Below are 22,311 nucleotides of genomic sequence, written 5' to 3'. Positions count from 1 at the left end.
ATCCCTTCCCGTCCGGGTTCCCCGGACACCCATGCACGGCGCGCCGGGATGAGCGCGCATGCGGGACCTTAAACGAGGGGGTAAAGGGGGGGTAAAGAGGCAACCGGCATGGTTGTCAAAATGTGATCTGTGCCTAAAACCGTTAATAATTCCGGATGAGACCCGATACCGAACCGTGCCGTAAAGTCCAGACGTGAACGAGCTGACCTCCGCGCTCGCCGCGGCGCTGCCGGACGGGCGAGTCCTCACCGATCCCGACGTCATGGACTCGTACGCCAGGGACCGCACGTTCGTGCCGCCGGGCAGGCCGCTCGGCGTGGTGCTCGCGCAGTCGCGCGACGACGTCGTGGCCACGATGCGCTGGGCGAGCGAGCACCGCGTGCCGGTGGTCCCGCGCGGCGCGGGCACCGGGCTCGCCGGCGGGGCGACGGCCGTCGACGGCTGCGTCGTCCTGTCCCTCGCGCGGATGACGGCGATCCGCGAACTGTCGCCGCAGGACGAGATCGCGGTCGTGGAGCCCGGCGTCATCACCGCCGACCTCGACCGGGCGGCCCGCGAGCACGGCCTGATGTACGCCCCCGACCCCTCGTCGTACGAGATCTCGACCATCGGCGGCAACCTGGCGACCAACGCGGGCGGCCTGCGGTGCGTGAAGTACGGCGTGACCCGCGACTCCACGCTCGGGCTCGAGGTCGTGCTGGCGGACGGGCGGGTGCTGAACACCGGCCGCCGGACGATGAAGGGCGTGACCGGCTACGACCTGACCGGCCTGTTCGTCGGCTCGGAGGGCACGCTCGGCGTGATCACCGCCGCGACCGTGCGGCTGCGGCGGGCGCCGCGCGAGATGGCCACGGTCGCCGCCGAGTTCACCTCGCTGCGCGACGCCGCGGCGGCCGTGTCGGCGATCGTCGCCGCGGGCTGCCAGCCGTCGATGCTCGAACTGATGGACCGCACGACCCTGCAGGCCATCGACGACTGGAAGAACATCGGGCTGGAGCCGTCCACCAGGGCGATGCTCATCGCCCAGGCGGAGGGCTCGGCCGACGAGATGGCGGCGCTGTGCGGGGCCGCGTCGTTCGTCGCGGTGTCGTCCACGCCGGAGGAGGCCGCCGAGCTCATCGGCATCAGGCGCCTGGCCTACCAGGCCAAGGAGCGGCTGGGCCAGTGCCTGGTGGAGGACGTGTGCGTGCCCCGCTCCGTGCTTCCCGAGATGATCACCACGATCGAGGAGGTCGCGGCCCGGCACGGCGTGATGATCGCGACGGTCGCCCACGCGGGGGACGGCAACGTGCACCCGGTGTTCGTGTTCGACCGCGGCCTCGCCGAGCCGCCGGAGGAGGTCTGGACCGCGGCCGACGAGGTCTTCCGCGCCGCCCTCGACCTCGGCGGGACGCTTACCGGCGAGCACGGCGTGGGCCTGCTGAAGAAGCGCTGGCTCGGCCTGGAGACCGGCCCGGTGGCGGCCGAACTGCACCAGGGCATCAAGCAGGTGTTCGACCCGCTGAACATCCTCAACCCCGGTAAGGCGATCTGACCACTGGTAGCGTTTGGTCCCATTGTCAGGTTGCGTGTTAATCGGGGGCGATGGTGGCGTTAGAGGCTGGGGATCCCGACCGCCTGGGCCCGTTCACGCTCGTCGACCGGCTCGGGGAGGGCGGCCAGGGGGTCGTCTTCCTGGGGCGCGGCCCGGCGGGCGAGCAGGTCGCGGTCAAGTTGCTGCACACCCGGCTGACGGCCGATCCCGAGGCACGGGAGCGGTTCCTGCGCGAGGTCGCGCTGGCGCAGCGGGTCGCGCCCTTCTGCACGGCCCCCGTCCTGTACGCCGACCTCGCGGGCAACCAGCCGTTCATCGTCAGCGAGTTCGTGTCCGGGCCGTCGCTGCGGCAGCTCGTCGACCGGGAGGGCCCGCGCAGGGGCGCCGCGCTCGAACGGCTCGCCATCAGCACGGCGACGGCGCTGGCCGCCATCCACCGGGCGGGCATCACCCATCGCGACTTCAAGCCGGCCAACGTCCTGATGGGCCCCGAGGGCCCGGTCGTCATCGACTTCGGGGTGGCCAGGGCGCCCGACTCGCCCCAGTCCACCGCGACCGGCGCGTCCATCGGCACACCCGCCTACCTGGCCCCCGAGGTGCTCTCCGGCGGCACGGCGGGCGGGTCCGCCGACATGTTCGCCTGGGGCGTCACGATGGTGTTCGCCGCCACCGGCAGGCCCGCCTTCGGAGCGGACTCGATCCCCTCGGTGATCACCCGGATCCTGCACGCGCAGCCCGACCTGGGCGACCTCGCGGCGCCCCTGCGGGACATCGTCGCCGCGTGCCTGTCGAAGGACCCCGCGCTGCGTCCCTCGGCCGAGGACGTGGTCGCGCGGCTCACCGGGCAGCCCACCATGCCCGTACGGCCCGCCGCCGCGGCCGGGCCGCAGGCACCAGGACCGGGGCCGCACGGCGCCGCGCCGGTGCCCGGGCCGCATGCGCCGGGCCCGCACGCGCCCGTACCGGGGCCGCACGGCGCCGGAGCGCCCACGCCGCCCGCACCGCCCGTACGGCGCGGGCCCGGCCCCGACGGGTCGCGACCGCGGCGGCCGGTGCTGACGTGGACGGCGGCCGGTGTCGGGGTGTCGGTCCTCGCGGCGGCGGCCTTCCTCGTGCCGACGTGGGTGTCCGCCCAGCAGATCTCCTCGGAGGACCCCCTCGGTCCCACCGCGTCGCCCACGGTGACGCCCATGGTGACGCAGTCCCAGGACGACGACGTGCCCATCCCGCAGCCGTCCGATCTGGTCACCAACCCCGTGCGGCCGAAAGACAGGAAGCCCTCGCCGAGTCCCTCGGCACACCGGCCGAGCGTGGGACCGAAGCCGGCCGCCTCCCCCACGCGCACCCGTCAGGCGCACCCGTCGCCCTCCCACCCGGTCCCGACCCAGGTCAAGCCCACTCCCAAGGTCACCGCGCCGGCGCAGACCACGCCGGCACCCGCGAAGACCACCCCGGCTCCGGCGAAGACCACGACGGCGCCCAAGCCCAGCGCGACGGCGAAGGCCACCCCGACGCAGACCGCGGCGCCCAAGCTCAACCCGTACACCGCCAAGGGCGTGTGCGGCAGCGGCTACGCCGTCGTCGACTCGCACTCCTACGGGCAGGCGACGACGTACCTGCTCTACAACGCGTCCAACGGCTACAACTGTGTGATCACCATGTCGAAGTACGTGGTGCCCGGAAAGATCAAGATGAGCGCGGTCCTCAAGGTCCAGAACGGCTCGTCGAAGACCGACTCCGGCAGCTACACGACCTACGCCGGGCCGATCCGGCTGCCGGCCAAGGGCAAGTGCGTCATCTGGGGCGGCGGCTACGGCACCGCCGCCTGGAGCAGCGCGTGGTCACACTGTGGCTGACGCGAAAGGCGTCGGGGCCGGTTCGGGTCGGTGCTGGTTCAGGTTGGGGTTGATTCGGCCGGGGCCGACCCGGAGGCCGGACCCGGCTCGTTGACGTGACGGCGGCTCACCACGGAGGATCATCAGGTGACAGAACTCGGTTCGGTGGTGCCATGACGGTGCTCGTCAGCCGGCTGGAGACCTCCAGCGGCGAGTACGGAACGCGGCGCGAGGCCATGCTGGCGAAGCTCGCCGAGCTCGAGGCCGAGCACGCCAAGGCCGTCGCCGGAGGCGGGCCCAAGTACGTCCAACGGCACCGGGAGCGCGGCAAGCTGCTCCCCCGCGAGCGGATCGAACTGCTCGTCGACCCCGACTCGCCGTTCCTGGAGCTGTCCCCGCTGGCGGCCTGGGGCACCGAGTATCCCGTCGGCGCGAGCGTCGTGACCGGCATCGGGGTGATCGAGGGTGTCGAGTGCGTCGTCACGGCCAGCGACCCGACCGTGCGCGGCGGCGCGTCCAACCCCTGGACGCTGCGCAAGACGCTGCGCGCCGCCGAGATCGCGCTGCGCAACCGGATGCCGTACGTGAACCTGGTGGAGTCGGGCGGCGCGGACCTGCCGTCGCAGAAGGACATCTTCATCCCCGGTGGCCAGGTCTTCCGCGACCTGACCCGGCTGTCGGCCGAAGGCGTCCCGACGATCGCACTGGTCTTCGGCAACGCCACCGCGGGCGGCGCGTACGTGCCGGGCCTGAGCGACCACGTCGTCATGGTGCGGGAGCGGGCCAAGGTGTTCCTCGGCGGCCCGCCCCTGGTGAAGATGGCGACCGGCGAGGAGTCCGATGACGAGTCGCTGGGCGGCGCGGAGATGCACGCGCGGGCCTCCGGGCTGGCCGACCACCTCGCCACCGACGAGTACGACGCGCTGCGGATCGGCCGCCGCATCGTGCGGCGCCTCAACTGGCGCAAGAGCGGGAACGTTCCCGTCCCCGGCTACGCGGCTCCGCTGTACGACGAGGACGAACTGCTGGGGATCGTGCCGGAGGACCTGAAGGTCCCCTTCGATCCCCGCGAGGTCCTGGCCCGGGTGGTGGACGGCAGCGACTTCGACGAGTTCAAGCCGCTCTACGGGCCGAGCCTGGTCACCGGGTGGGCGAGCGTCCACGGCCATCCGGTCGGGGTCCTCGCCAACGCCAGCGGCGTGCTGTTCGGCGCGGAGTCCCAGAAGGCCGCCCAGTTCATCCAGCTCGCGAACCAGTCGCGTACGCCGCTGGTCTTCCTGCAGAACACCACGGGGTACATGGTCGGCAGGGAGTACGAGCAGAGCGGCATCATCAAGCACGGCGCGCTGATGATCAACGCGGTGGCCAACTCGACCGTGCCGCACATCACGATCGTCATGGGCGCCTCCTACGGCGCGGGCAACTACGGCATGTGCGGGCGGGCCTACGACCCCCGCTTCCTGTTCAGCTGGCCGAGCGCCAAGTCGGCCGTCATGGGGCCGGCCCAGCTCGCGGGCGTCATGTCGATCGTGGGCCGGGCCGCCGCCCAGGCGCGGGGGCAGGTCTACGACGAGGAGGCCGACGCGGCGATGCGCGCGGCGGTCGAGGCGCAGATCGAGTCGGAGTCGGCGGCGTTCTTCCTGTCCGGCCGGCTGTACGACGACGGGGTCATCGACCCCCGTGACACGCGTACGGTGCTCGGGCTGTGCCTGTCGGCGGTGGCGGGAGCGCCGGACGCCGGCCGGGCCGGCTACGGCGTCTTCCGGATGTGACCGGCATGCTCATCAGCACCGTGTTCATCAGCACCGTGTTCATCGGCACCGCGTGCATCGGCACCGTGTTCACGCAGATCGACGGGGGTGAGGGGTCATGATCGGGCGGCTGCTGGTCGCGAACCGCGGGGAGATCGCCCGCCGGGTCTTCCGCACCTGCCGGGAGCTGGGAATCGAGACCGTCGCCGTCTTCACCGACGCCGACGCGTCCGCCCCGCACACCGCCGAGGCCGACCAGGCCGTACGGCTGGGCGCCCCCCTGGCGTACCTCGACCCGGAGCGGATCGTCGAGGCGGCCCGCAGGTCGGGAGCCGACGCGGTCCACCCCGGATACGGCTTCCTGTCGGAGAACGCCGGCTTCGCCCGCGCCGTGCTGGACGCCGGGCTGACCTGGATCGGCCCCTCTCCCGAGGCCGTCGCCGCCATGGGCAAGAAGATCGAGGCCAAGGCGCTGATGGCGGAGGCCGGCGTGCCGGTCCTGCCGACCATCCCGCTGTCCCCGGACGGCCTGGTGGAGATGACGGCTCCCGTGCTGGTCAAGGCGTCGGCGGGCGGCGGCGGGCGCGGCATGCGGGTGGTGCGCGATCCGGCCGATCTGGCCGGGGCCGTCGAGTCGGCCCGGCGGGAGGCGCTGTCGGCCTTCGGCGACGGGACGCTGTTCGCCGAGCCGCTGCTGGAGGGCGCCCGCCACATCGAGGTGCAGATCCTCGCCGACGCCCACGGCACGGTCTGGGCGCTCGGCGAGCGCGAGTGCTCGATCCAGCGCCGCCACCAGAAGGTGATCGAGGAGGCCCCCTCCCCCGCGGTCACCCCCGAACTGCGCCGCGAGCTGAGCGAGGCGGCGATCCGGGCCGCCCGCGCGATCGGCTACCAGGGCGCGGGCACCGTCGAGTTCCTGCTGTCGGACGAGGGCTTCTTCTTCCTGGAGATGAACACCCGCCTCCAGGTGGAGCACCCGGTCACCGAGTGCGTCTACGGGGTGGACCTGGTCCGGCTGCAGATCGAGGTGGCCGAGGGCGCCCATCTCGCCGCGCTGCCGCCGAGCCCGGTCGGTCACGCGATCGAGGCCCGCCTGTACGCGGAGGACTCCGGGGGCCGCCCGCAGAGCGGCGTGCTGCACCGTTTCGAGATCCCCGGCGTGGACGGCGAGTTCGGACTCGGGGCACGGCTGCGGCTCGACTCGGGAGTGCTCTCCGGCTCGGAGGTGGGCGTCCACTACGACCCGATGCTGGCCAAGGTCGTCTCCTACGGCCGGGACCGGGCGGAGGCGGCCCGGCGGCTGGCGGACGCGCTCGCGCGGGCGCGCATCCACGGGCTTACGACCAACCGCGACCTGCTCGTGGGAGTGCTGCGGCACCCGGACTTCCTGTCCGGGGCGCTCGACACCGGCTTCCTCGACCGGCATCCCGCACCGGCCCCGCTCGCCGGTCCCGAGGCCGTACGGCTGTCCGCGCTCGCGGCGGCGCTGGCCGGGGCGGCGGCCGGCCGCGCGGCCGCCCGGCGCGACGGCGTGCTGGGCGGGCTGCCGAGCGGCTGGCGCAACGTCCCGTCCCAGCCGCAACAAGCGGTGTTCTCCGCCGAGGACGGCGGACGCCTGGAGATCGCCTACCGGCTGACCAGGGACGGGCTGCGAGCCGACGGCTTCGAGGACGTCACGCTCGTGGCGGCGGAACCCGGCCGGGTGGTGCTGGAGACGGCGGGCCTGCGGCACGCCTTCGAGGTGGCCGCCTACCCCGACATGCACCCCGGCATGGTGCATGTCGACTCTCCGCTCGGTCCGGTGCGGCTCACCCCGGTCGAGCGGCTGCCCGAACCGGCCGCGCGCGTGACGCCGGGAGCACTGCCCGCCCCGATGCCGGGTACGGTCCTGCGTGTCGAGGTCAAGCCCGGTGACGTGGTCGAGGCCGGGCAGCCGGTGGTCGTGCTGGAGGCGATGAAGATGGAGCACCTGATCGTGTCCCCCGCCTCGGGCACGGTGGCCGCGCTGCACGTGACGCCGGGCGCGCAGGTCGAGGCGGGCGTGCCGCTCGCCGTCATCGAGCCGTCGCCGCCGCGGGAACCGGACGGCGGCCCGCACCCGGAAGGCACCGGAACGGAGCCCGCGACGGAGTCAGGGACCGCAGCCAGCCCTGCGACCGGTGCGGGTTCGGACCCGGATCGCGGCGCGGATCCGGGCACGCACGGCGGCCCAGAGATCGGCGCGGAGATCGGCCCAGAAATCGGGACAGAGATCGGCAGGGAGATCGGCGCGGATCCGGGCGGGGAGGCGAGCCGGCCGTGAGCGAACCCCAGGAGGTGCTGGTACGCCGGGAGCAGGCGGGCGGCGTGGCCACGATCACGCTCGACTCGCCGCACAACCGCAACGCCCTGTCGTCCCGGCTGCTGCGGCAGCTCGACGACGCCCTGTCGTGGGCGCTGGACGAGCCCGCCGTACGGGTCGTCGTGCTCACCGGCGCGGGGCCGGTGTTCTGCGCGGGCGCCGACCTGAAGGAGCAGCGCGGCGGAGGGGCGCCGGTCACCGCGTCGTTCCCCGACATCATGCTGCGGATCTGGGAGAGCCCGAAGCCGGTCGTGTGCCGTCTGAACGGCACGGCGCGAGCGGGCGGCCTCGGCCTGGTGGCGGCCTGCGACTTCGCCGTCGCCCCGGCGACCGCGTCGTTCGCCTTCACCGAGGTGCGGCTCGGGGTGGTCCCCGCCATGATCGCGGTCACCTGCCTGCGGCGCCTGGAGCCCCGGGCCGCGGCCGAGTATTTCCTGACCGGAGAGGTCTTCACCGCCGAACGCGCGGTGGAGATCGGCCTGCTGACCCGGGCCGTCCCGGAGGAGGACCTCGACGCGACCGTGGCGCACTACACCGGCATGCTGCTGCGCGGCGGCCCCGAGGCGCTGTCGATCACCAAACGGCTCGTGCGGGAGGTGCCGCTGCTGCCGGTCGAGGAGGGGTTCCGCGCGATGGCCGCGCTGTCGGCCGAGCGCTTCACCTCGGAGGAGGGGCAGGAGGGCATCCGGGCCTTCGCGGAGAAACGGCCCGCCGCCTGGGTGCCCGCCGAGGCCCCGGCCGGAGACGCGGGACGATGACGGCGGAGGCCGGACGGCCGGGACCGATGCGGGTCGCGAACTGCGGCGGCTTCTACGGCGACCGGCTGTCGGCCGCCGCGGAGATGGTCGAGGGTGGGCCGATCGACGTGCTGACGGGCGACTGGCTCGCCGAGCTCACCATGTCGATCCTCGCCGGCAACCGGCTCAAGGGCCGCCCCGGCTACGCGCGTACGTTCCTCACGCAGATGGAGCAGGTCCTCGGCACCTGCCTCGACCGGGGCATCAGAGTCGTGGCCAACGCGGGCGGCCTCGATCCGGCCGGCTGCGCCGAGGCGGTCTCGGCCCTGGCCGACCGGCTCGGGCTGCGCGCGGCCGTCGCCCACGTCACCGGCGACGACCTCATGCCACTCGCCGAACCGCCGGTCAACGCGGACACCGGCGAGACCCTGCGGGCGGCCCCGCTCACCGCCAACGCCTACCTCGGCGGCCGGCCGATCGCCGTGGCGCTGGAGCACGGCGCGGACGTCGTCGTGACCGGGCGGGTCACCGACGCGGCGCTGGTCACCGGGCCCGGCATGTGGTGGTTCGGCTGGGATCCGAGCGATCTCGACCCGCTGGCCGGCTCCGTCGTCGCCGGGCATGTGATCGAGTGCGGCTGCCAGGCGACCGGCGGCAACTACGCCTTCTTCGGAGAGGTGCCGGACCTCGCTCACTGCGGCTTCCCCATCGCCGAGTTGTACGCCGACGGGTCGAGCGTGATCACCAAGCACCCCGGCACCGGCGGGCTGGTCTCGACCGGGACCGTGACCGCGCAACTGCTGTACGAGATCGCCTCCCCCCGCTACCTCGGACCGGACGTGACCGCCCGTTTCGACACCGTCCGGCTGGAGCAGGAGGGCCCCGACCGGGTCAGGATCACGGGCGTGCGCGGCGAACCGCCTCCGGACACGCTGAAGGTCGCCGTCACCTACCTCGGCGGCCACCGCAACACGATGACGCTCGTGCTGACCGGCCTCGACATCGCGGCCAAGGCCCGGATCGCGCAGGAGGCGATCTGGGCCCGTGTCCCCCGCGAGTCGTTCGAGCAGGTCCACGTGGAGCTCACCCCCCTCGGCGGGGGCGACGCCGGGACCGCGTTGCTGCGGATCACGGTCATGGATCCCGATCCGCGCAGGGCGGGGCGGGCGTTCTCCTCCGCCGTCGTGGAGACCGGTCTGGCGAGCTATCCCGGCTTCTACGGTCTGACGCCGCCCGGCGACGCCTCCCCCTACGGGGTCTACTGGCCCTCGTCGGTCGACGCGCAGGCCGTGCTCCCGGTGGTGACCGTGGACGGATTCCGCGTCGAGGTGCCGCACGTGCCGCCGTCCGGCCCTGTGCTGGGCGAGCAGGCGGGCGGGCCGCCGCCCGGCGACGCGGCCGGCACCGCGGTTCCGCCGTACGCCGGGGATCTCGCTGCCGGGCCGGTCGCCCCGCTCGGCACGGTCGCCGGCGCCCGGTCGGGCGACAAGGGCGGCGACGCCAACCTCGGCGTGTGGGTGCGCGACCCCGCACGGTATCCGTGGCTCGCGGCGTTCCTGACCGTGGACCGGCTCAGGGAACTGCTGCCGGAGGTCGGCGACCTCCCGATCGAGCGGTTCGCGCTGCCGAACCTGCACGCGCTGAACTTCGTCGTCCACGGGCTCCTGGGCAGAGGCGTGGCGGCCAGCCCGCTCCTGGACGCCCAGGCGAAGGCGCTCGGCGAGCGTCTTCGCGCCGTGTGCGTGCCCGTTCCCCCATGACTAGGATTGCGCCCGATCGCCGCCAATCGGGAGAGAAGGACATGCGATTGCGCTTTCTCGGCTCCACGTCGGAGGCGGGGGCCTGCCCCTCCCTCTACGAGACCGACCGCGGCACGATAGTCGTCCAGGGCCTGGAGGTCGTGGACCGCGAGGCCCGCGCCGACCTGCGCCATGTGCTCGACGGGGAGACCGCGGTCGAGGTGCCGAGGGAACTCCTCGTCGAGATCGCCCGGCGGGTCTTGCCTGATCACGACTGATGGCCGCCCTCTGGCGTGATCCGGCGTGCCGGGTCTACCTTGGTCCGCACCACGGCCGGAGGTGGGCATGAGCGGTTTCCATCAGGCCCGCATGGACCTGGGAGCCCAGCTACGCCGGTTGCGGGAGAACTCCCGCCTGTCCGGGAAGGACCTCGCGGAGCGGCTGCGCTGGCAGCCGTCGAAGGTCTCGCGGATCGAGAACGCCCGCCAGACCGCCACCGAGGACGACGTGGCCCTATGGGGGAAGGCCTTGGACGCCGACCCGCAGACGATCGACGGCCTGATCCGGCAGGCGGCCGGCCTGCTGGAGCGGCAGGATTCCTGGCGGCAGCGGCACAGGAACGGCCTGGCCGCGCTGCAGGAGGACGTCCGCGACCTGGAGACGCGCACGCGGCTGTTCCGGGCCTTCGAGCCGGGCGTGGTGATCGGCCTGCTGCAGACCACCGAGTACGCCAGGCACATCTTCGGCAAGGTCAGGCGGGTGCATGAGTCCACCGACGACGTGGACGACGCCATCCGCGTCCGCATGCGGCGCCAGGAGATCCTGTACGACCCGGCGCGGCGGTTCCGGTTCGTCATGCCGGAGGCGGTGCTGCGTTATCGGCTCGCGCCGCCGGACGTGATGCGCGGCCAGCTCGACCGGCTGATCGCGGTGACCACGCTGCCGAACGTGGAGTTCGGGCTGCTGCCGTTCGAGGCGCAGTTGCCGTCCGCCCTGATGAACTCGTTCTGGATCTACGACGACCGCTTGGTCGGGGTGGCGACCAGAACCAGGGACCTGCTGCTTCGCGACGCCGAGGACGTCGCCTTCTACGCCCAGGCGTTCGAGGAGTTCTGCGAGGTGGCGGCCTTCCGCGACGACGCGAGGGCGCTGATCGTGCGCGCCCTCGACGACTACGCCAGGCCGCGCTGATCCGCCCGCCGTACGATCACGGCGAGGTGCCGCCGACGGGGCCTGTGGCTCGAGCTGGGCCACCCACAACGCCCGATGGGTATTCGCTCAGCGGGACTTGTTCATGGGCCCGCATCGGGCGTCGTGGTCGTCCCTGGCGGCGGTGGCGGCCGGTTGCGCTCGTCCTCCTCGGCACCCGCATGCGGGACGTCGCGGCCCGGCACCGGCCGCGACGTCCCGCCTCACTCCACCTGTGGCCGTCCGTCACTTCCCCAGGGCGGTCTGCAGGTCCATGACGTGGTCCTGGGTCTGCTGCAGCAGCGGGCGCAGCGCCTCGGCCACGTCGCTCAGGCCGAGTTCCTGGGCCTGCTCCACACGCTCGCGGTAGCGGCGCAGCTGCTCCTGCTCCAACTCCAGGTCGAGCCGGAGGGCGTCGGCGCCGTCGGTCGCCACCGGCACCTCGGGAACGCGGACGCTCGGGACGCCGCCGAGGAAGTCGATCTGCTCGGCCAGCGTGCTCGCGTGGTCGAGTTCCTGGCCGAGGTGCTGCTTGAGCTCCTCGATGATCGACAGGTACTGCGCGCCCTTGATCGTGGCCGTGTGCTGCACGTACTGCACGATCGAGCGGTACTCGCTCTCCAGGTCCTCGTTGAGCAGGGCGATGAAGCCCTCGGTGTCCATGTGGGGTCGTCCTTTCGTCGGTCGCAAGTCCCATCACGTACCCGCTGAGGAGGCGGCCGAACGCCGTCAGCCCAGCTTGTACAGCGAGGACCCACCGCCGTCCGCGCCGCTGTCCGTGCCCCCGTACTCCGCGGGCTCGACCTGCGTGCCGTGCGCCTTCACCCATTCGGTGACCTCCGAGCTCGCGCCCCGGGAGGGTCCGAAACCGCCGTCGCCGATCAGGATGTACGTGAGCCTCCCCTCGGCGACGTACCGCTGCAGCTTGTCGACCGTCATCGCCGGGTCCGACCCGGTGAACCCGCCCATCGCGATGACCGGCTCGCCGGTGGACAGGATGAGCGACGACGCGCTCTGCGCGCTGTCCACCGCCACCAGCCAGGTGGCGCCGCCCTTGTTCCGCTTCAGGTAGGCCGCCATCGCGGCGTCCACCTGGCCGCCGGGCCCGCGCATGCCGCGTCCGCCCTGCCGCCCGCCGGGGCCGCCGAAGCCGCCGAAGCCGCCGCGGCCGAACGGTCCTCCCATGCCCTGCGACGGCCCCGCCGTGGGGTTGGTGCCGTTCACCGCCGTGCCCAGCGGCGTCACCGCGTACGCCGCCGGACCGGCCAGCCCGGCCGCGACCGCCGCGGCGAGCGCCACCGCCGTGATCCGCGCGGCCGCCCGGCCCCCACGCCCGGCCGGGCCGCCACGCCCCGTGCCGCGGCCCGCGAGCGGCGTGGCCGCCAGGGCGAGCGCCGCGACCACCGTGCCGCCCGCGACGGCCCAGGCGAGCCACGGCACGAACTCCGGCGTACGGCGCAGCACGACGAACGACCAGGCCCCGGTCACGGCGACCGCGGCGGCCAGGATCAGCCGCCAGGCGGCCGAGGCGCGTGCCGCCCGCCACATCAGCACGCCGCCGATGCCGGTCAGCGCGGCGACCGCGGGGGCCATCGCGGTCGTGTAGTACGGGTGGAAGGTGCCGCTGGAGAAGCTGAAGACGGCGTAGTGCACGACGAGCCAGCCGCCCCACACCAGCAGCGACGCGCGCACCGCGTTCCTCGCGGTCCCCTTCGACGGCCCGGGGCCCGGTCTGGCGACCAGGACGAGGCCGCAGACGAGGGCCACGGCGGCGAACGGGAGCAGCCAGGAGATCTGCCCGGCCATGACGTCGTTGAACAGCCTGCCCGCGCCGGACGCGCCGCCGAATCCGCCACCAGCGCCGCCGCCAGCGCCACCGCCCATGCCGCCGCCGAAGGCGCGTGTCACGCCTTCCGGGGCGTCGGCGGGAAGTCGTCCCGGGCCGCCGCCGTTGCCCGCGCCGCCGAAGATCCGGCCCAGGCCGTTGTAACCGATCACCAGGTCCCAGACGGTGTTGTCCGTGCTGCCGCCGATGTACGGCCGCGAGGACGCGGGCCACCGGTCGACCACGACCATCCACCACGCGCTGGTGACCACGAGGACCGCCCCGGCGGCCAGGAGGCGCCCGATCCGGCGTACGAACGCCCCCGGCGCGGCGTAGAGAAAGGTCAGCGCGAACGCCGGCAGCACGAGGTACGCCTGGAGCATCTTGGTGTTGAAGGCGAGACCCACCAGCACGGCGGTGACCAGCAGCGTGCGCAGGCGCCCGGTGCGGATCGCCTCCAGGCAGAACCATCCGGCCGCGACCAGCAGCAGCACCAGGACGGTGTCCGGGTTGTTGTCCCTGTTGATGGCCACGGTGATGGGGGTCAGCGTCATGACGAGCGCCGCCAGCAGGGCCGCGGCCCCGGCCGCACGGGCGTCGAGCCCGCGCAGCGCCCGCCGTACGGCGGAGTGGACCAGGGCGACCGACGCCACGCCGGCCGCCGCCTGCGGCAGCAGCATGCTCCACGTGCCGAACCCGAAGATCCGGGCCGGCAGGCCCATCACCCACAGCGCGAAGGGCGGCTTGTCGACCGTGATGTACGACCCGGCGTCGAGCGCGCCGAAGAAGAACGCCTTCCAGCTCTTCGTGCCGGAGTAGATCGCGGCGGCGTAGTAGTCGTTGGCGTACCCGTTGCGGCCGAGCGCCCACGTGTAGAGCACGGCGGCGAGGACGAGGACGGCCCACTTCCCCCAGCGCAGGAGCGGGGTCACCCTGTCCGCCGCGGCCCGGTGGCTTGTCTGAGTCACGGCGGCGACGAGGGTCATCGGGAGTCCTTCCGGGGCGCGAAGACCCAGGATCGCAGGAGCAGGAAGCGCAGCAGGGTGGCCAGGCCGTTCGCCACGACGACGGCGGCGAGCTCGGCCGCCCGTGACGCGCCGCCGGGCAGCGCGGCCAGGCCCCCGCTGGTCAGCGCGAGCCCGGCGACGAAGGCGACGAGCCCGCCGAGGTGATGCCGCAGAGCGCCCGCCCGGCCCCGCACGCCGAAGGTGAAGCGGCGGTTGGCCGCGGTGTTGGCGACGGCGGTGACCAACAGCGCGATCGCGTTGGCCGCCACGGGCGGCAGCACCGAGCGCAGCATCCAGAACAGCGCCAGGTGCGCCACCGTGCTGATCGCCCCGATCACCGCGAAGACCGGGATCTGCGTGCGCACCGACGTCCGGGACGGCGGTGCCGCGGGGGCCGCGAGGCTCCCCCGGGCGACCCGCCACATGCCCCTGAGGTCGTCCACGGCCGTCCTGACGATGTCCACCCGGCTGTCGGGATCGTCCACCCAGTCGACCGGCACCTCGTGGATGCGCAGCCCGTGCTGCTCGGCCAGCAGCAGCAGCTCGGTGTCGAAGAACCACGCCTCGTCCTTGACGGCGGGCAGCAGGGCCTGCACGACCTCGGTGCGGGCCGCCTTGAAACCGCACTGCGCGTCGGAGAAGCGCGCCCCCATGAGCGAGCGCAGCAGCAGGTTGTACGACCTGGAGACGACCTCCCGCTTCGGGCCGCGCACCACGTTGGACCACGGGGACAGGCGGGTCCCGATCGCCAGGTCGCTGTGGCCGGTCATCAGCGGCGCGATCAGGGGGAGGAACGCGTCCAGGTCGGTCGACAGGTCCACGTCCATGTAGCCGACCACGTCGGCGTCGCTGGACTCCCACACCCGCCGCAGCGCCCGGCCCCGGCCCTTCTGGTCGAGGTGGACGGCCCGCACCCCCGGCAGCTCCCGGGCCAGCCGCCGGGCGATCGTCCACGTGCCGTCCGTGCTCGCGTTGTCGGCGATCGTCACGCGGAAGCCGTACGGGAAGTCGCCGCTCAGGTAGGCGTGCAGCCGCTCCACGCTCGCGGCCAGGACGCGCTCCTCGTTGTACACCGGGACGACAACCTCGACCAGGCGGGTCCTGCGGGACGCCCCCGCCGCCGGCCCGGAAACCATCGTCATGCTCATGCCGCCTCCTCGCCTGACGGCTCGGAGTTGCATTCGCAAATTGCACTGTGCTTACCGATTCGCTCGCTTCGCTCGCTCATGCCGCCTCCTCGCCCGACGGCTCGGAGTTGCATTCGCAAATTGCACTGTGCTTACCGATTCGCTCGCTTCGCTCGCTCATGCCGCCTCCTCGCCCGACGGCTCGGAGTGGCGTCGCGCCGGAGGCGCGCCGATGACGCCGGTGCAAACCGCGCTGTGCCTGTTGAGTCGCTCGCTCATGGGCCCACGCTCGCGGGCCGGAATGGGACGGCCCTGAGGCGTTCATTAACCCCGGATGAGAACGCGAGAACGCTCCCGAGAGGCTCCGGTCAGACGATCGGGGGACGGCCCGCGCGGGTGAGCCGTGCCACGGTGGCCCAGGACATGGGACTGCGCTGCCCGTGCCCGCCCTTCAGGCCCTCGCGCAGCCCCCGGAACCAGACGGCGAGGTTCGCACGGGAGCGAATCCGCGCGACGCTGACCACGGTCCAGAGGGCCAGATAGACGGGAATGAGCGGGGCGGGCAGCCGGCGGTAGGCGAGCCACACGCGGTTGCGCGCGACGAGGCGGTAGAAGGGAGCGTGCCTCGCGGGGTCGGTGGCGGGGTGGTGGATGACGACGTCCGGCGCGTAGTAGCCGGTGCGCCCGAGGTCCCACAGCCGCCAGCTCAGGTCGATGCCCTCGTGGAAGAGGAAGAAGTGGCCCGGCCAGCCCCCGGCCTGCTCGTAGTCGGCGCGGCGGATGAGGACGACGCCTTCGGCCATGACGGTGATGGTGCCCGGCCGGGTGGCCGTGCCGGCGCGCAGGCGGGGCACCCACCGGCGCAGCGTGACCCCGGTGCCTGGGTCGGCGATGCGCGGCTGGATGTAGGCCGCCCGGGTGTGGCGGCGGGCGACGGCGACGAGCCGGGCGAGGGTGTCGGTGGCAGGCAGGACGGCGTCGTTGTCGAGGAAGAAGACGAACTCGCCGGCGTCCGGCCCGGCGAGGGCGTCGGAGCCGGCGTTCCGCCCGGCGGGGATGCCCTCGTTGACGGGCAGGACCACCGTACGGGCCCCGGCGGGCACGTGATCGGGCTGTACGCCGTTGCCGACGATGACCACGCGCAGATCGACGTCCCGCTGGGCCAGAAGGGATTCCATCGCCCGTTCGAACGGCTCGGGCCGGTCGTTCATGGTGAGCACCACCACGTCGACGGTGGCCTTCGGGCTGGTCATCCTGTCGCGTCTCCCGAACGGGCTCGGCACCTGGTGGAGCGAGCGGGATCTCGTCATCCGTCGTTCCCGTCGCGTTAACCCACCACCCTAGTGGTCGTCACCTGCGGATCCGGGCCGATCGCGGACGCCCGGACGGCGGTGACCCCGCCGGACCTCGGCGTCCACGCACCCGAGCCTGCCCAGGCAGGTCAGGCGGTGGGCGGGCCGCCGGGGAGTTCGACCGTGGCGAGCGTGCCGCCTCCCGGCGCGTTCTCGATCGCGACCCGTCCCCCGGCGTCCCGTACGGCCTGTGCCACGATGGACAGGCCGAGCCCCGAGCCGGGCAGGCTGCGCGCCGACGGCGAGCGCCAGAACCGCTCGAAGACGTGCGGCAGCTCGTCCTCGGGGATGCCGGGGCCCTCGTCGCGCACGGTCAGCACGCCGCCCTTGAGCCGCACGGTCACCAGCCCCCCGGGCGGGCTGAACTTCACGGCGTTGTCGAGCACGTTCACCGCGGCCCGCTGCAGGCCCCGGGCGTCCCCGTGGACCTGCCACGGCTCCAGGTCGACGTCGAAGCGCAGCCCGGGGCCGCGCCGCCTGGCCCGCTCGACCGCCGACGCCACCACCTCGTGCAGGTCGATGTCGGACGACAGCTCGCCGCTCTCCGCCTTCCTCGACAGCTCCAGCAGGTCGCCGATGAGGCTCGACATCTCCTCGAACTGCTCCTTGACGTTCGCCAGCAGCCGCCGCTTGGCCGAGGGCTCGATGGCGCGGCCGGTGTTCTCGCTGCGCAGCAGCAGGTCGATGTTGGTGCGCAGGCTCGTCAGCGGAGTGCGCAGCTCGTGTCCCGCGTCGGCCACGAGCCGCCGCTGGCGCTCCTGCGAGCTGGACAGGGCGGCGGTCATGGTGTTGAACGACCGGCTGAGGCGGGCGATCTCGTCCTCCCCCTCCACCGGGATCGTCACACGCAGGTCCTCGGTCCTGGCCACGTGCTCGACCGCGCGGGTCAGCCCCTCCACCGGGCGCAGCGCCGTACGGGCCAGCCAGAGACCGGCCACGGCGGCGCCGAGCACGCCGAGCACGCTGACCGAGCCGAAGACGAGGGCGAGGATGCGGAGCGTCTGGTCCATCTCGGCGGTGGAGCGGAACACGCTGACCGTCACCGGGCCCTGCGGCAGGGGCGGCTCCGGGAACTGCGCGGCGTCGCCCGGCGGGCCGCCGAGACGAGGCTCATATCTGAAGGTGTAGACGAGCACGGAGGTGCCGTCGGTGGTGACCGCGTCGCGCAGCACGGGCGTGCCGCCGGAGACGGCCATCACCCGCTCCCGCGCGGTCGGCGTCACCTGCGCCGATCCGGACGCGACGCAGACCGAGCCGTCCGCCAGGACGACCTGCCAGCTGCGCCCGGAGGGGTCCCAGTCGGGCCGCGGGTGGCCCTCCTTGCGTCCCTGACCGGCGCAGTCCCGCAGCGCGAACCCGACCTGTTGCGCCGGCGGCCGCAGGTGCGTGATCGAGCCGACGATCTGGCCGCGCATCTCGCCGCGGACGAACAGCCAGCACACGGCCGCCGCCACCGCGACGGCCAGGGCGACCGCCGCCGCGATCAGCAGGGTGAGCCGGGACCGGAGCGAACGCCGCCTCACGGCGACGGCCGCAGCACGTAGCCCACGCCGCGCACGGTGTGGATCAGGCGCGGCAGCCCGCCCGCCTCGGTCTTGCGCCGCAGGTACATCACGTACACGTCGAGCGAGTTCGACGACGGCTCGAAGTCGAAGCCCCACACCTCCCGAAGGATCTGCTCGCGGGTGAGCACCTGCCGGGGATGGGTGAGAAACAGTTCGAGCAGCAGGTGCTCGGTGCGGGTGAGGTCGAGCCTGCGGCCGGCCCGGGTGACCTCCCAGCTCACGGTGTCCATGCGCAGGTCGCCGAAGGCGAGGACGTCGCCGCCGCTCTCGTTCTGCGCGTACTGCCCGCCGCGCCGCAGCAGCGCCCGCACCCGGGCGAGCAGCTCGTCGAGCTCGAACGGCTTGACCAGGTAGTCGTCCGCCCCGGCGTCCAGGCCGGAGACGCGGTCGCCGACGGCGTCGCGCGCGGTCAGCATGAGGACCGGGAGCCGGTTGCCCGAGGCGCGCAGCCGTCGGCAGGTCGTCAGCCCGTCGAGCCGGGGCATCATGACGTCGAGGAGGGCCCCGTCGTACGCTCCCCCGTTCTGTGCGGCGCGGTCGAGGAGGTCGAGCGCGGTCAGCCCGTCCGCGGCGGTCTCGACCGCGTAGCCCTCGAACTCCAGGCTGCTGCGCAACGCCTCCCTGAGAGCGGGCTCGTCGTCCACTACCAGTAGTTTTGCCGGTTCCTCACGCACCGGCACAAGCTACCCGAGCGTCATGAAGGTTCCGTTAAGAGCGCCATCGCGGCGTTGTGACCGGGGATGCCGCTGACGCCGCCGCCGCGCCGGGCGCCCGCGCCGCACAGCAGCACCCGCTCGTGCGCCGTCTCGACGCCCCACTGAGCAGGCCGAGCCCCGTGGCCGCCCTCCTCGCCGTACGGCCAGGACAGGTCGTGGTGGAAGATGTGGCCGCCGGGCAGGCCCGCGTCCCGCTCCAGGTCGAGCGGGGTCTTGACCTCCAGGCAGGGCTCGCCCGAGGGCGCGCGCAGCAGGCAGTCCTCGATGGGCTCGGCGAGCACGGAATCGATCGAGGCGAGCGTGCGGGCCAGCGCCTCCCGCTTGGCCGCCGGGTCCGTGAACAGGCGCGCCGGCATGTGCAGGCCGAACAGCGTCATCGTGTGCGCCCCCGCCTCCCGCAGCCGCGGGCCGAGGATCGAGGGGTCGGTGAGCGAGTGGCAGTAGACCTCGGCGGGCGGCAGGTCCGGCACCTTCCCCGCGGCGGCCTGCGCGTACGCCGCGGCGAGCTGATCGCGGCTCTCGTTGATGTGGAAGGTGCCGCTGAACGCCTCGGCGGGGTCCACGGCGGGGTCCCGCAGCCGGGGCAGCCGCGACAGCACCATGTTGATCTTGAGCTGGGCGCCCTCGGGCTGCTCGGGAGTCTCCCCAAGCAGCCGGGCGAGCACGGCGGGCGGCAGATTGGCCAGCACCTTCCCCGCTGTCACCGCGTGCTCCGCGCCGTCGTCGAACGTGACCTCTCCCGTGCCCGGGTCGATGGCCAGCACCTCGGCGCCGGTGCGGATCTCGGCCCCGTGCCGCCGGGCGACCTCGGCGAGCTCGGTGGTCACCGCGCCCATGCCGCCAACAGGCACGTTCCAGTCGCCCGTGCCGTCGCCGATGACGTGGTAGAGGAAGCACCGGTTGGCCAGCAGGTCGGTGGCCGGATCGGCGAAGGTGCCGATCAGGGCGTCGGTGAGGACGACCCCGCGCACGGTGTCGTCGGCGAACCGCTCGTCCACCACCTCGCCGACGGGCCGTTCGAACAGGTCGCGCCACGCCTCGTCGTCCCCCACGACCTCCCGCAGAGCCGTACGGCCGCGCAGCGGTTCGAGCAGCGTCGGCGCGACCCGCCGGGCCACGTGGGCGGTCATCCCGTAGAACCGCTCCCAGGCCGCCAGGTCGTGCCGCCCCCCGGTCACCGCCTCGAAGGAGGCGGCGGTGCGCGCGGCGTCCTCGTTGTCCACGAGCAGGCCGGTGTCGCCGGCCGGGGTGTAGGAGGCGAAGCGGCGGCGGCGCAGGTCGAGGCGCAGCCCGAGATCCTGCACGATCTTCGTGGGCAGCAGGCTGACCAGGTAGGAGTAGCGCGACAGCCGCGCGTCCACGCCGGGGAACGCGCGGGCCGACACCGCGAGGCCGCCCACGTGGCCGAGGCGTTCCAGGACCAGCACGCTGCGCCCCGCCCGGGCGAGGTAGGCCGCGGCAACGAGGCCGTTGTGCCCGGCGCCGGCGATGACGACGTCGTAGTGCGAGCGTGGCATGGAGCGTTCTCCCGGGTCGTACGTGGCTCGGTGTCGCGGTTGCATGCGGGCCGGACGCGGGTCGCGGCGGCGGACGTGGGAGGGTCTCGGAGGGGGTGACGGGAGGATGGCGGGTGGGCCTGGGCGGACGCCCGCAACTTATCGCAAGATCCCCCGCATGACCCGGGCAGAATATGCCGAAGCGGACAATCTTCCGCCAACGAAAGCACCCCAAGCGGGAGACAGGAGAGACATGCGCGTTTCCGATGAGGTCGCAGAGGCGCTGGCCGGCGGCCGTCCGGTCGTCGCCCTGGAGTCCACCATCATCTCCCACGGGCTTCCCCAGCCCCGCAACCTCCAGGTCGCCCTCGAACTGGAGGACATCGTCCGGCAGGCGGGGGCCGTGCCGGCGACGGTGGCGGTGCTGGACGGCGTCCCCCGGGTGGGCCTGGACAAGGACGGGCTGGAGCGGATCGCGACCGAGCCGGGCCTGCGCAAGCTCGGCTTCCGCGACCTCGCCCCGGCCGCCGCGCTCGGGCTGAGCGGTGCCACGACGGTCTCGGGCACCTCGTTCCTGGCCGCCCGCGCGGGCGTGCGGGTCTTCGCCACCGGGGGTCTCGGCGGCGTCCACCGCGGCTGGACCACGGTGCAGGACGAGTCGGCCGACATCGACACGCTCAGCCGCACCAGGATCACGGTCGTGTGCGCCGGGGTGAAGTCGATCCTCGACGTGCCCGCGACGCTCCAGCGGCTGGAGACCAAGCAGGTCACCGTCGTCGGCTACCGGACCGACGAGTTCCCCGGCTTCTACCTGCACAGCTCCGGTGAGCCGGTGGACTGGCGCGTCGAGACGCCGCAGGAGGCCGCCGGCGTCATGCGGGCCCAGGACGCGCTCGGCGGGCTGGACACGGCGCTGATCGTGGCGAACCCGGTTCCGGCCGAGCTCCAGCTCGACCCGGACCTGCACGACCGGGTGCTCGCGGAGGGCCTGCGCGCCGCCGAGGAGCGCGGGATCACCGGGCAGGCCATCACCCCGTTCCTGCTGGAATACCTGGTCGAGGGCACGGGCGGCGCGTCGCTGGAGGCCAACCTCGCGGCCGTACGCGGCAACACCCGCCTGGCCGGGGAGATCGCGGCCGCCTGGGCGGCCGGGTGAGCGGTCTGCTGGTGATCGGCGACGTGGTCACCGACGTCGTCGCGCTACACGACGGCCCCGCGGCCACCGGCACCGACACGCCCGCCGACATCGCGTTGCGCCCGGGCGGCTCGGGGGCGAACACCGCCTCCTGGGCCGCCCGGCTCGGCGCCGACACCCGCCTGCTCGCGCGGGCGGGGTACGACACCGGCGAGTGGCACGCGGCCCAGCTGACCAGGGCCGGGGTCCGGCCGCACCTGCGGATCGACCCGGAACGGCCCTCGGCCGTCGTGATCGCGATGGTCGACTCCACCGGGGAGCGGTCCATGCTCACCAACCGCGGGGCGAGCGGCCACATCGGGGTCGGCGACTGGACGCCCGACCTGCTCGACGGGGTCGGGCATCTGCACCTGTCGGCGTACACGATGTTCGCCGAGCCGGGCCTGGAGCTCGTGCGGCTCGCCATGCGCGAGGCCGCCGGGCGCGGGATCCCCGTCAGCGTCGATCCGGCCTCCTGCGGGCCGCTGCGCGCGTTCGGCACCGAGCGGTTCCTCCGCGAGACCGCCCCGGCGAGCGTCGTGATCCCCAACCTGGAGGAGGCGCTGCTGCTCGCGGACGCCCCGGATCCGGAGGCGGCGGCCCGCACGCTCAGCGCCCACTACGGCACGGCGGTGGTCAAGCTGGGGGCCGGTGGTGCCCTGCTGGCCCGCGATGGCCGTATAGTCGCCAGAGCGGCCGCGCCCCCGGCGGAGGTGGTCGACTCGACGGGCGCGGGAGACGCGTTCGCCGCGGGGTTCCTGGTCGCCTCGATGGCCGGGAGCGCACCCGAGGAAGCCCTGCGCAAGGGGTGTGAGACGGGCGCGGCGGCGGTCGCGCAGGTCGGCGCCCGGCCGGATCCTGGGAACTTTACCCTATTGACACCAATTGCTGGTTTGCGGCGTAAGCTGCACCATTAGCAACATG

17 protein-coding genes are annotated in these 22,311 nt (G+C 73.3%); 10 read left to right on the top strand and 7 right to left on the bottom strand.

Going from position 1 to position 22,311, the window contains the following annotated elements:
• Nucleotides 1-193: 193 nt before the first annotated feature.
• The 8 genes from FH610_RS14420 (at nucleotide 194) to FH610_RS14385 (ending at nucleotide 11,128) form a co-directional block, all read left to right on the top strand.
• Nucleotides 194-1,534, top strand: a complete 1,341-nt coding sequence (locus FH610_RS14420) for an FAD-binding oxidoreductase (RefSeq protein ID WP_406540372.1) — start codon at nucleotides 194-196, stop codon at nucleotides 1,532-1,534.
• 50 nt (nucleotides 1,535-1,584) lie between these two features.
• The gene (locus FH610_RS43660; RefSeq protein ID WP_205825760.1) at nucleotides 1,585-3,390 is read left to right on the top strand and encodes a serine/threonine protein kinase; all 1,806 of its coding nucleotides are present in this window, start codon (nucleotides 1,585-1,587) and stop codon (nucleotides 3,388-3,390) included.
• Between the two features lie 152 nt (nucleotides 3,391-3,542).
• Complete coding sequence (locus FH610_RS14410) at nucleotides 3,543-5,141, top strand: acyl-CoA carboxylase subunit beta (protein WP_139574898.1); 1,599 nt, start codon at nucleotides 3,543-3,545, stop codon at nucleotides 5,139-5,141.
• A gap of 97 nt (nucleotides 5,142-5,238) precedes the next feature.
• On the top strand, nucleotides 5,239-7,422 hold the full coding sequence (locus FH610_RS14405; RefSeq protein ID WP_139574897.1) for an ATP-binding protein: 2,184 nt from the start codon (nucleotides 5,239-5,241) through the stop codon (nucleotides 7,420-7,422).
• Nucleotides 7,419-8,219 carry an enoyl-CoA hydratase-related protein gene (locus tag FH610_RS14400; protein ID WP_205825759.1) on the top strand — a complete coding sequence of 267 codons (801 nt, stop codon included), beginning with the start codon at nucleotides 7,419-7,421 and terminating at the stop codon, nucleotides 8,217-8,219. The genes FH610_RS14405 and FH610_RS14400 overlap by 4 nt, the downstream gene beginning before the upstream one ends.
• Nucleotides 8,216-9,958 (top strand): acyclic terpene utilization AtuA family protein, encoded by a 1,743-nt coding sequence (locus tag FH610_RS14395; protein ID WP_139574896.1) that lies wholly within the window; start codon nucleotides 8,216-8,218, stop codon nucleotides 9,956-9,958. The genes FH610_RS14400 and FH610_RS14395 overlap by 4 nt, the downstream gene beginning before the upstream one ends.
• A 41-nt stretch (nucleotides 9,959-9,999) precedes the next feature.
• Entirely contained in the window at nucleotides 10,000-10,215 is a 216-nt protein-coding gene (locus FH610_RS14390; RefSeq protein ID WP_139574895.1) for a hypothetical protein, read from the top strand.
• A gap of 67 nt (nucleotides 10,216-10,282) precedes the next feature.
• On the top strand, nucleotides 10,283-11,128 hold the full coding sequence (locus tag FH610_RS14385; protein ID WP_139574894.1) for a helix-turn-helix domain-containing protein: 846 nt from the start codon (nucleotides 10,283-10,285) through the stop codon (nucleotides 11,126-11,128).
• A gap of 243 nt (nucleotides 11,129-11,371) precedes the next feature.
• On the opposite strand, the gene FH610_RS14380 is transcribed toward FH610_RS14385, so the two are convergent.
• The 7 genes from FH610_RS14380 to FH610_RS14350 form a co-directional block, all read right to left on the bottom strand.
• The gene (locus FH610_RS14380; RefSeq protein ID WP_139574893.1) at nucleotides 11,372-11,788 is read right to left on the bottom strand and encodes a ferritin-like domain-containing protein; all 417 of its coding nucleotides are present in this window, start codon (nucleotides 11,786-11,788) and stop codon (nucleotides 11,372-11,374) included.
• A 66-nt stretch (nucleotides 11,789-11,854) separates the two neighbouring features.
• Nucleotides 11,855-13,936 (bottom strand): glycosyltransferase family 39 protein, encoded by a 2,082-nt coding sequence (locus FH610_RS14375; protein WP_139574892.1) that lies wholly within the window; start codon nucleotides 13,934-13,936, stop codon nucleotides 11,855-11,857.
• Nucleotides 13,933-15,105, bottom strand: a complete 1,173-nt coding sequence (locus FH610_RS14370) for a bifunctional glycosyltransferase family 2/GtrA family protein (RefSeq protein WP_139574891.1) — start codon at nucleotides 15,103-15,105, stop codon at nucleotides 13,933-13,935. The genes FH610_RS14375 and FH610_RS14370 overlap by 4 nt, the downstream gene beginning before the upstream one ends.
• Before the next feature lie 347 nt (nucleotides 15,106-15,452).
• Nucleotides 15,453-16,394 (bottom strand): glycosyltransferase family 2 protein, encoded by a 942-nt coding sequence (locus tag FH610_RS14365; protein WP_205825758.1) that lies wholly within the window; start codon nucleotides 16,392-16,394, stop codon nucleotides 15,453-15,455.
• Between the two features lie 131 nt (nucleotides 16,395-16,525).
• Complete coding sequence (locus FH610_RS14360) at nucleotides 16,526-17,959, bottom strand: sensor histidine kinase (protein WP_139574890.1); 1,434 nt, start codon at nucleotides 17,957-17,959, stop codon at nucleotides 16,526-16,528.
• Nucleotides 17,956-18,645, bottom strand: coding sequence for a response regulator transcription factor (locus FH610_RS14355; RefSeq protein WP_276607665.1), 690 nt, complete (start codon nucleotides 18,643-18,645; stop codon nucleotides 17,956-17,958). Before FH610_RS14355 ends, FH610_RS14360 begins: the two co-directional genes overlap by 4 nt.
• A gap of 50 nt (nucleotides 18,646-18,695) precedes the next feature.
• Nucleotides 18,696-20,234 (bottom strand): phytoene desaturase family protein, encoded by a 1,539-nt coding sequence (locus tag FH610_RS14350; protein WP_139574888.1) that lies wholly within the window; start codon nucleotides 20,232-20,234, stop codon nucleotides 18,696-18,698.
• 232 nt (nucleotides 20,235-20,466) lie between these two features.
• On the opposite strand from FH610_RS14350, the gene FH610_RS14345 reads away from it, so the two are divergent.
• Nucleotides 20,467-21,369 carry a pseudouridine-5'-phosphate glycosidase gene (locus tag FH610_RS14345; RefSeq protein WP_139574887.1) on the top strand — a complete coding sequence of 301 codons (903 nt, stop codon included), beginning with the start codon at nucleotides 20,467-20,469 and terminating at the stop codon, nucleotides 21,367-21,369.
• Nucleotides 21,366-22,304 (top strand): carbohydrate kinase family protein, encoded by a 939-nt coding sequence (locus FH610_RS14340; RefSeq protein WP_139574886.1) that lies wholly within the window; start codon nucleotides 21,366-21,368, stop codon nucleotides 22,302-22,304. The genes FH610_RS14345 and FH610_RS14340 overlap by 4 nt, the downstream gene beginning before the upstream one ends.
• Nucleotides 22,305-22,311: the final 7 nt, after the last annotated feature.

The organism is Microbispora catharanthi (genome assembly GCF_006334915.2).
Classification (GTDB): domain Bacteria; phylum Actinomycetota; class Actinomycetes; order Streptosporangiales; family Streptosporangiaceae; genus Microbispora; species Microbispora catharanthi.
The sequence above is the reverse complement of the archived record's forward strand: the minus strand, read 5'-3'. Positions and strand labels throughout refer to the sequence as shown.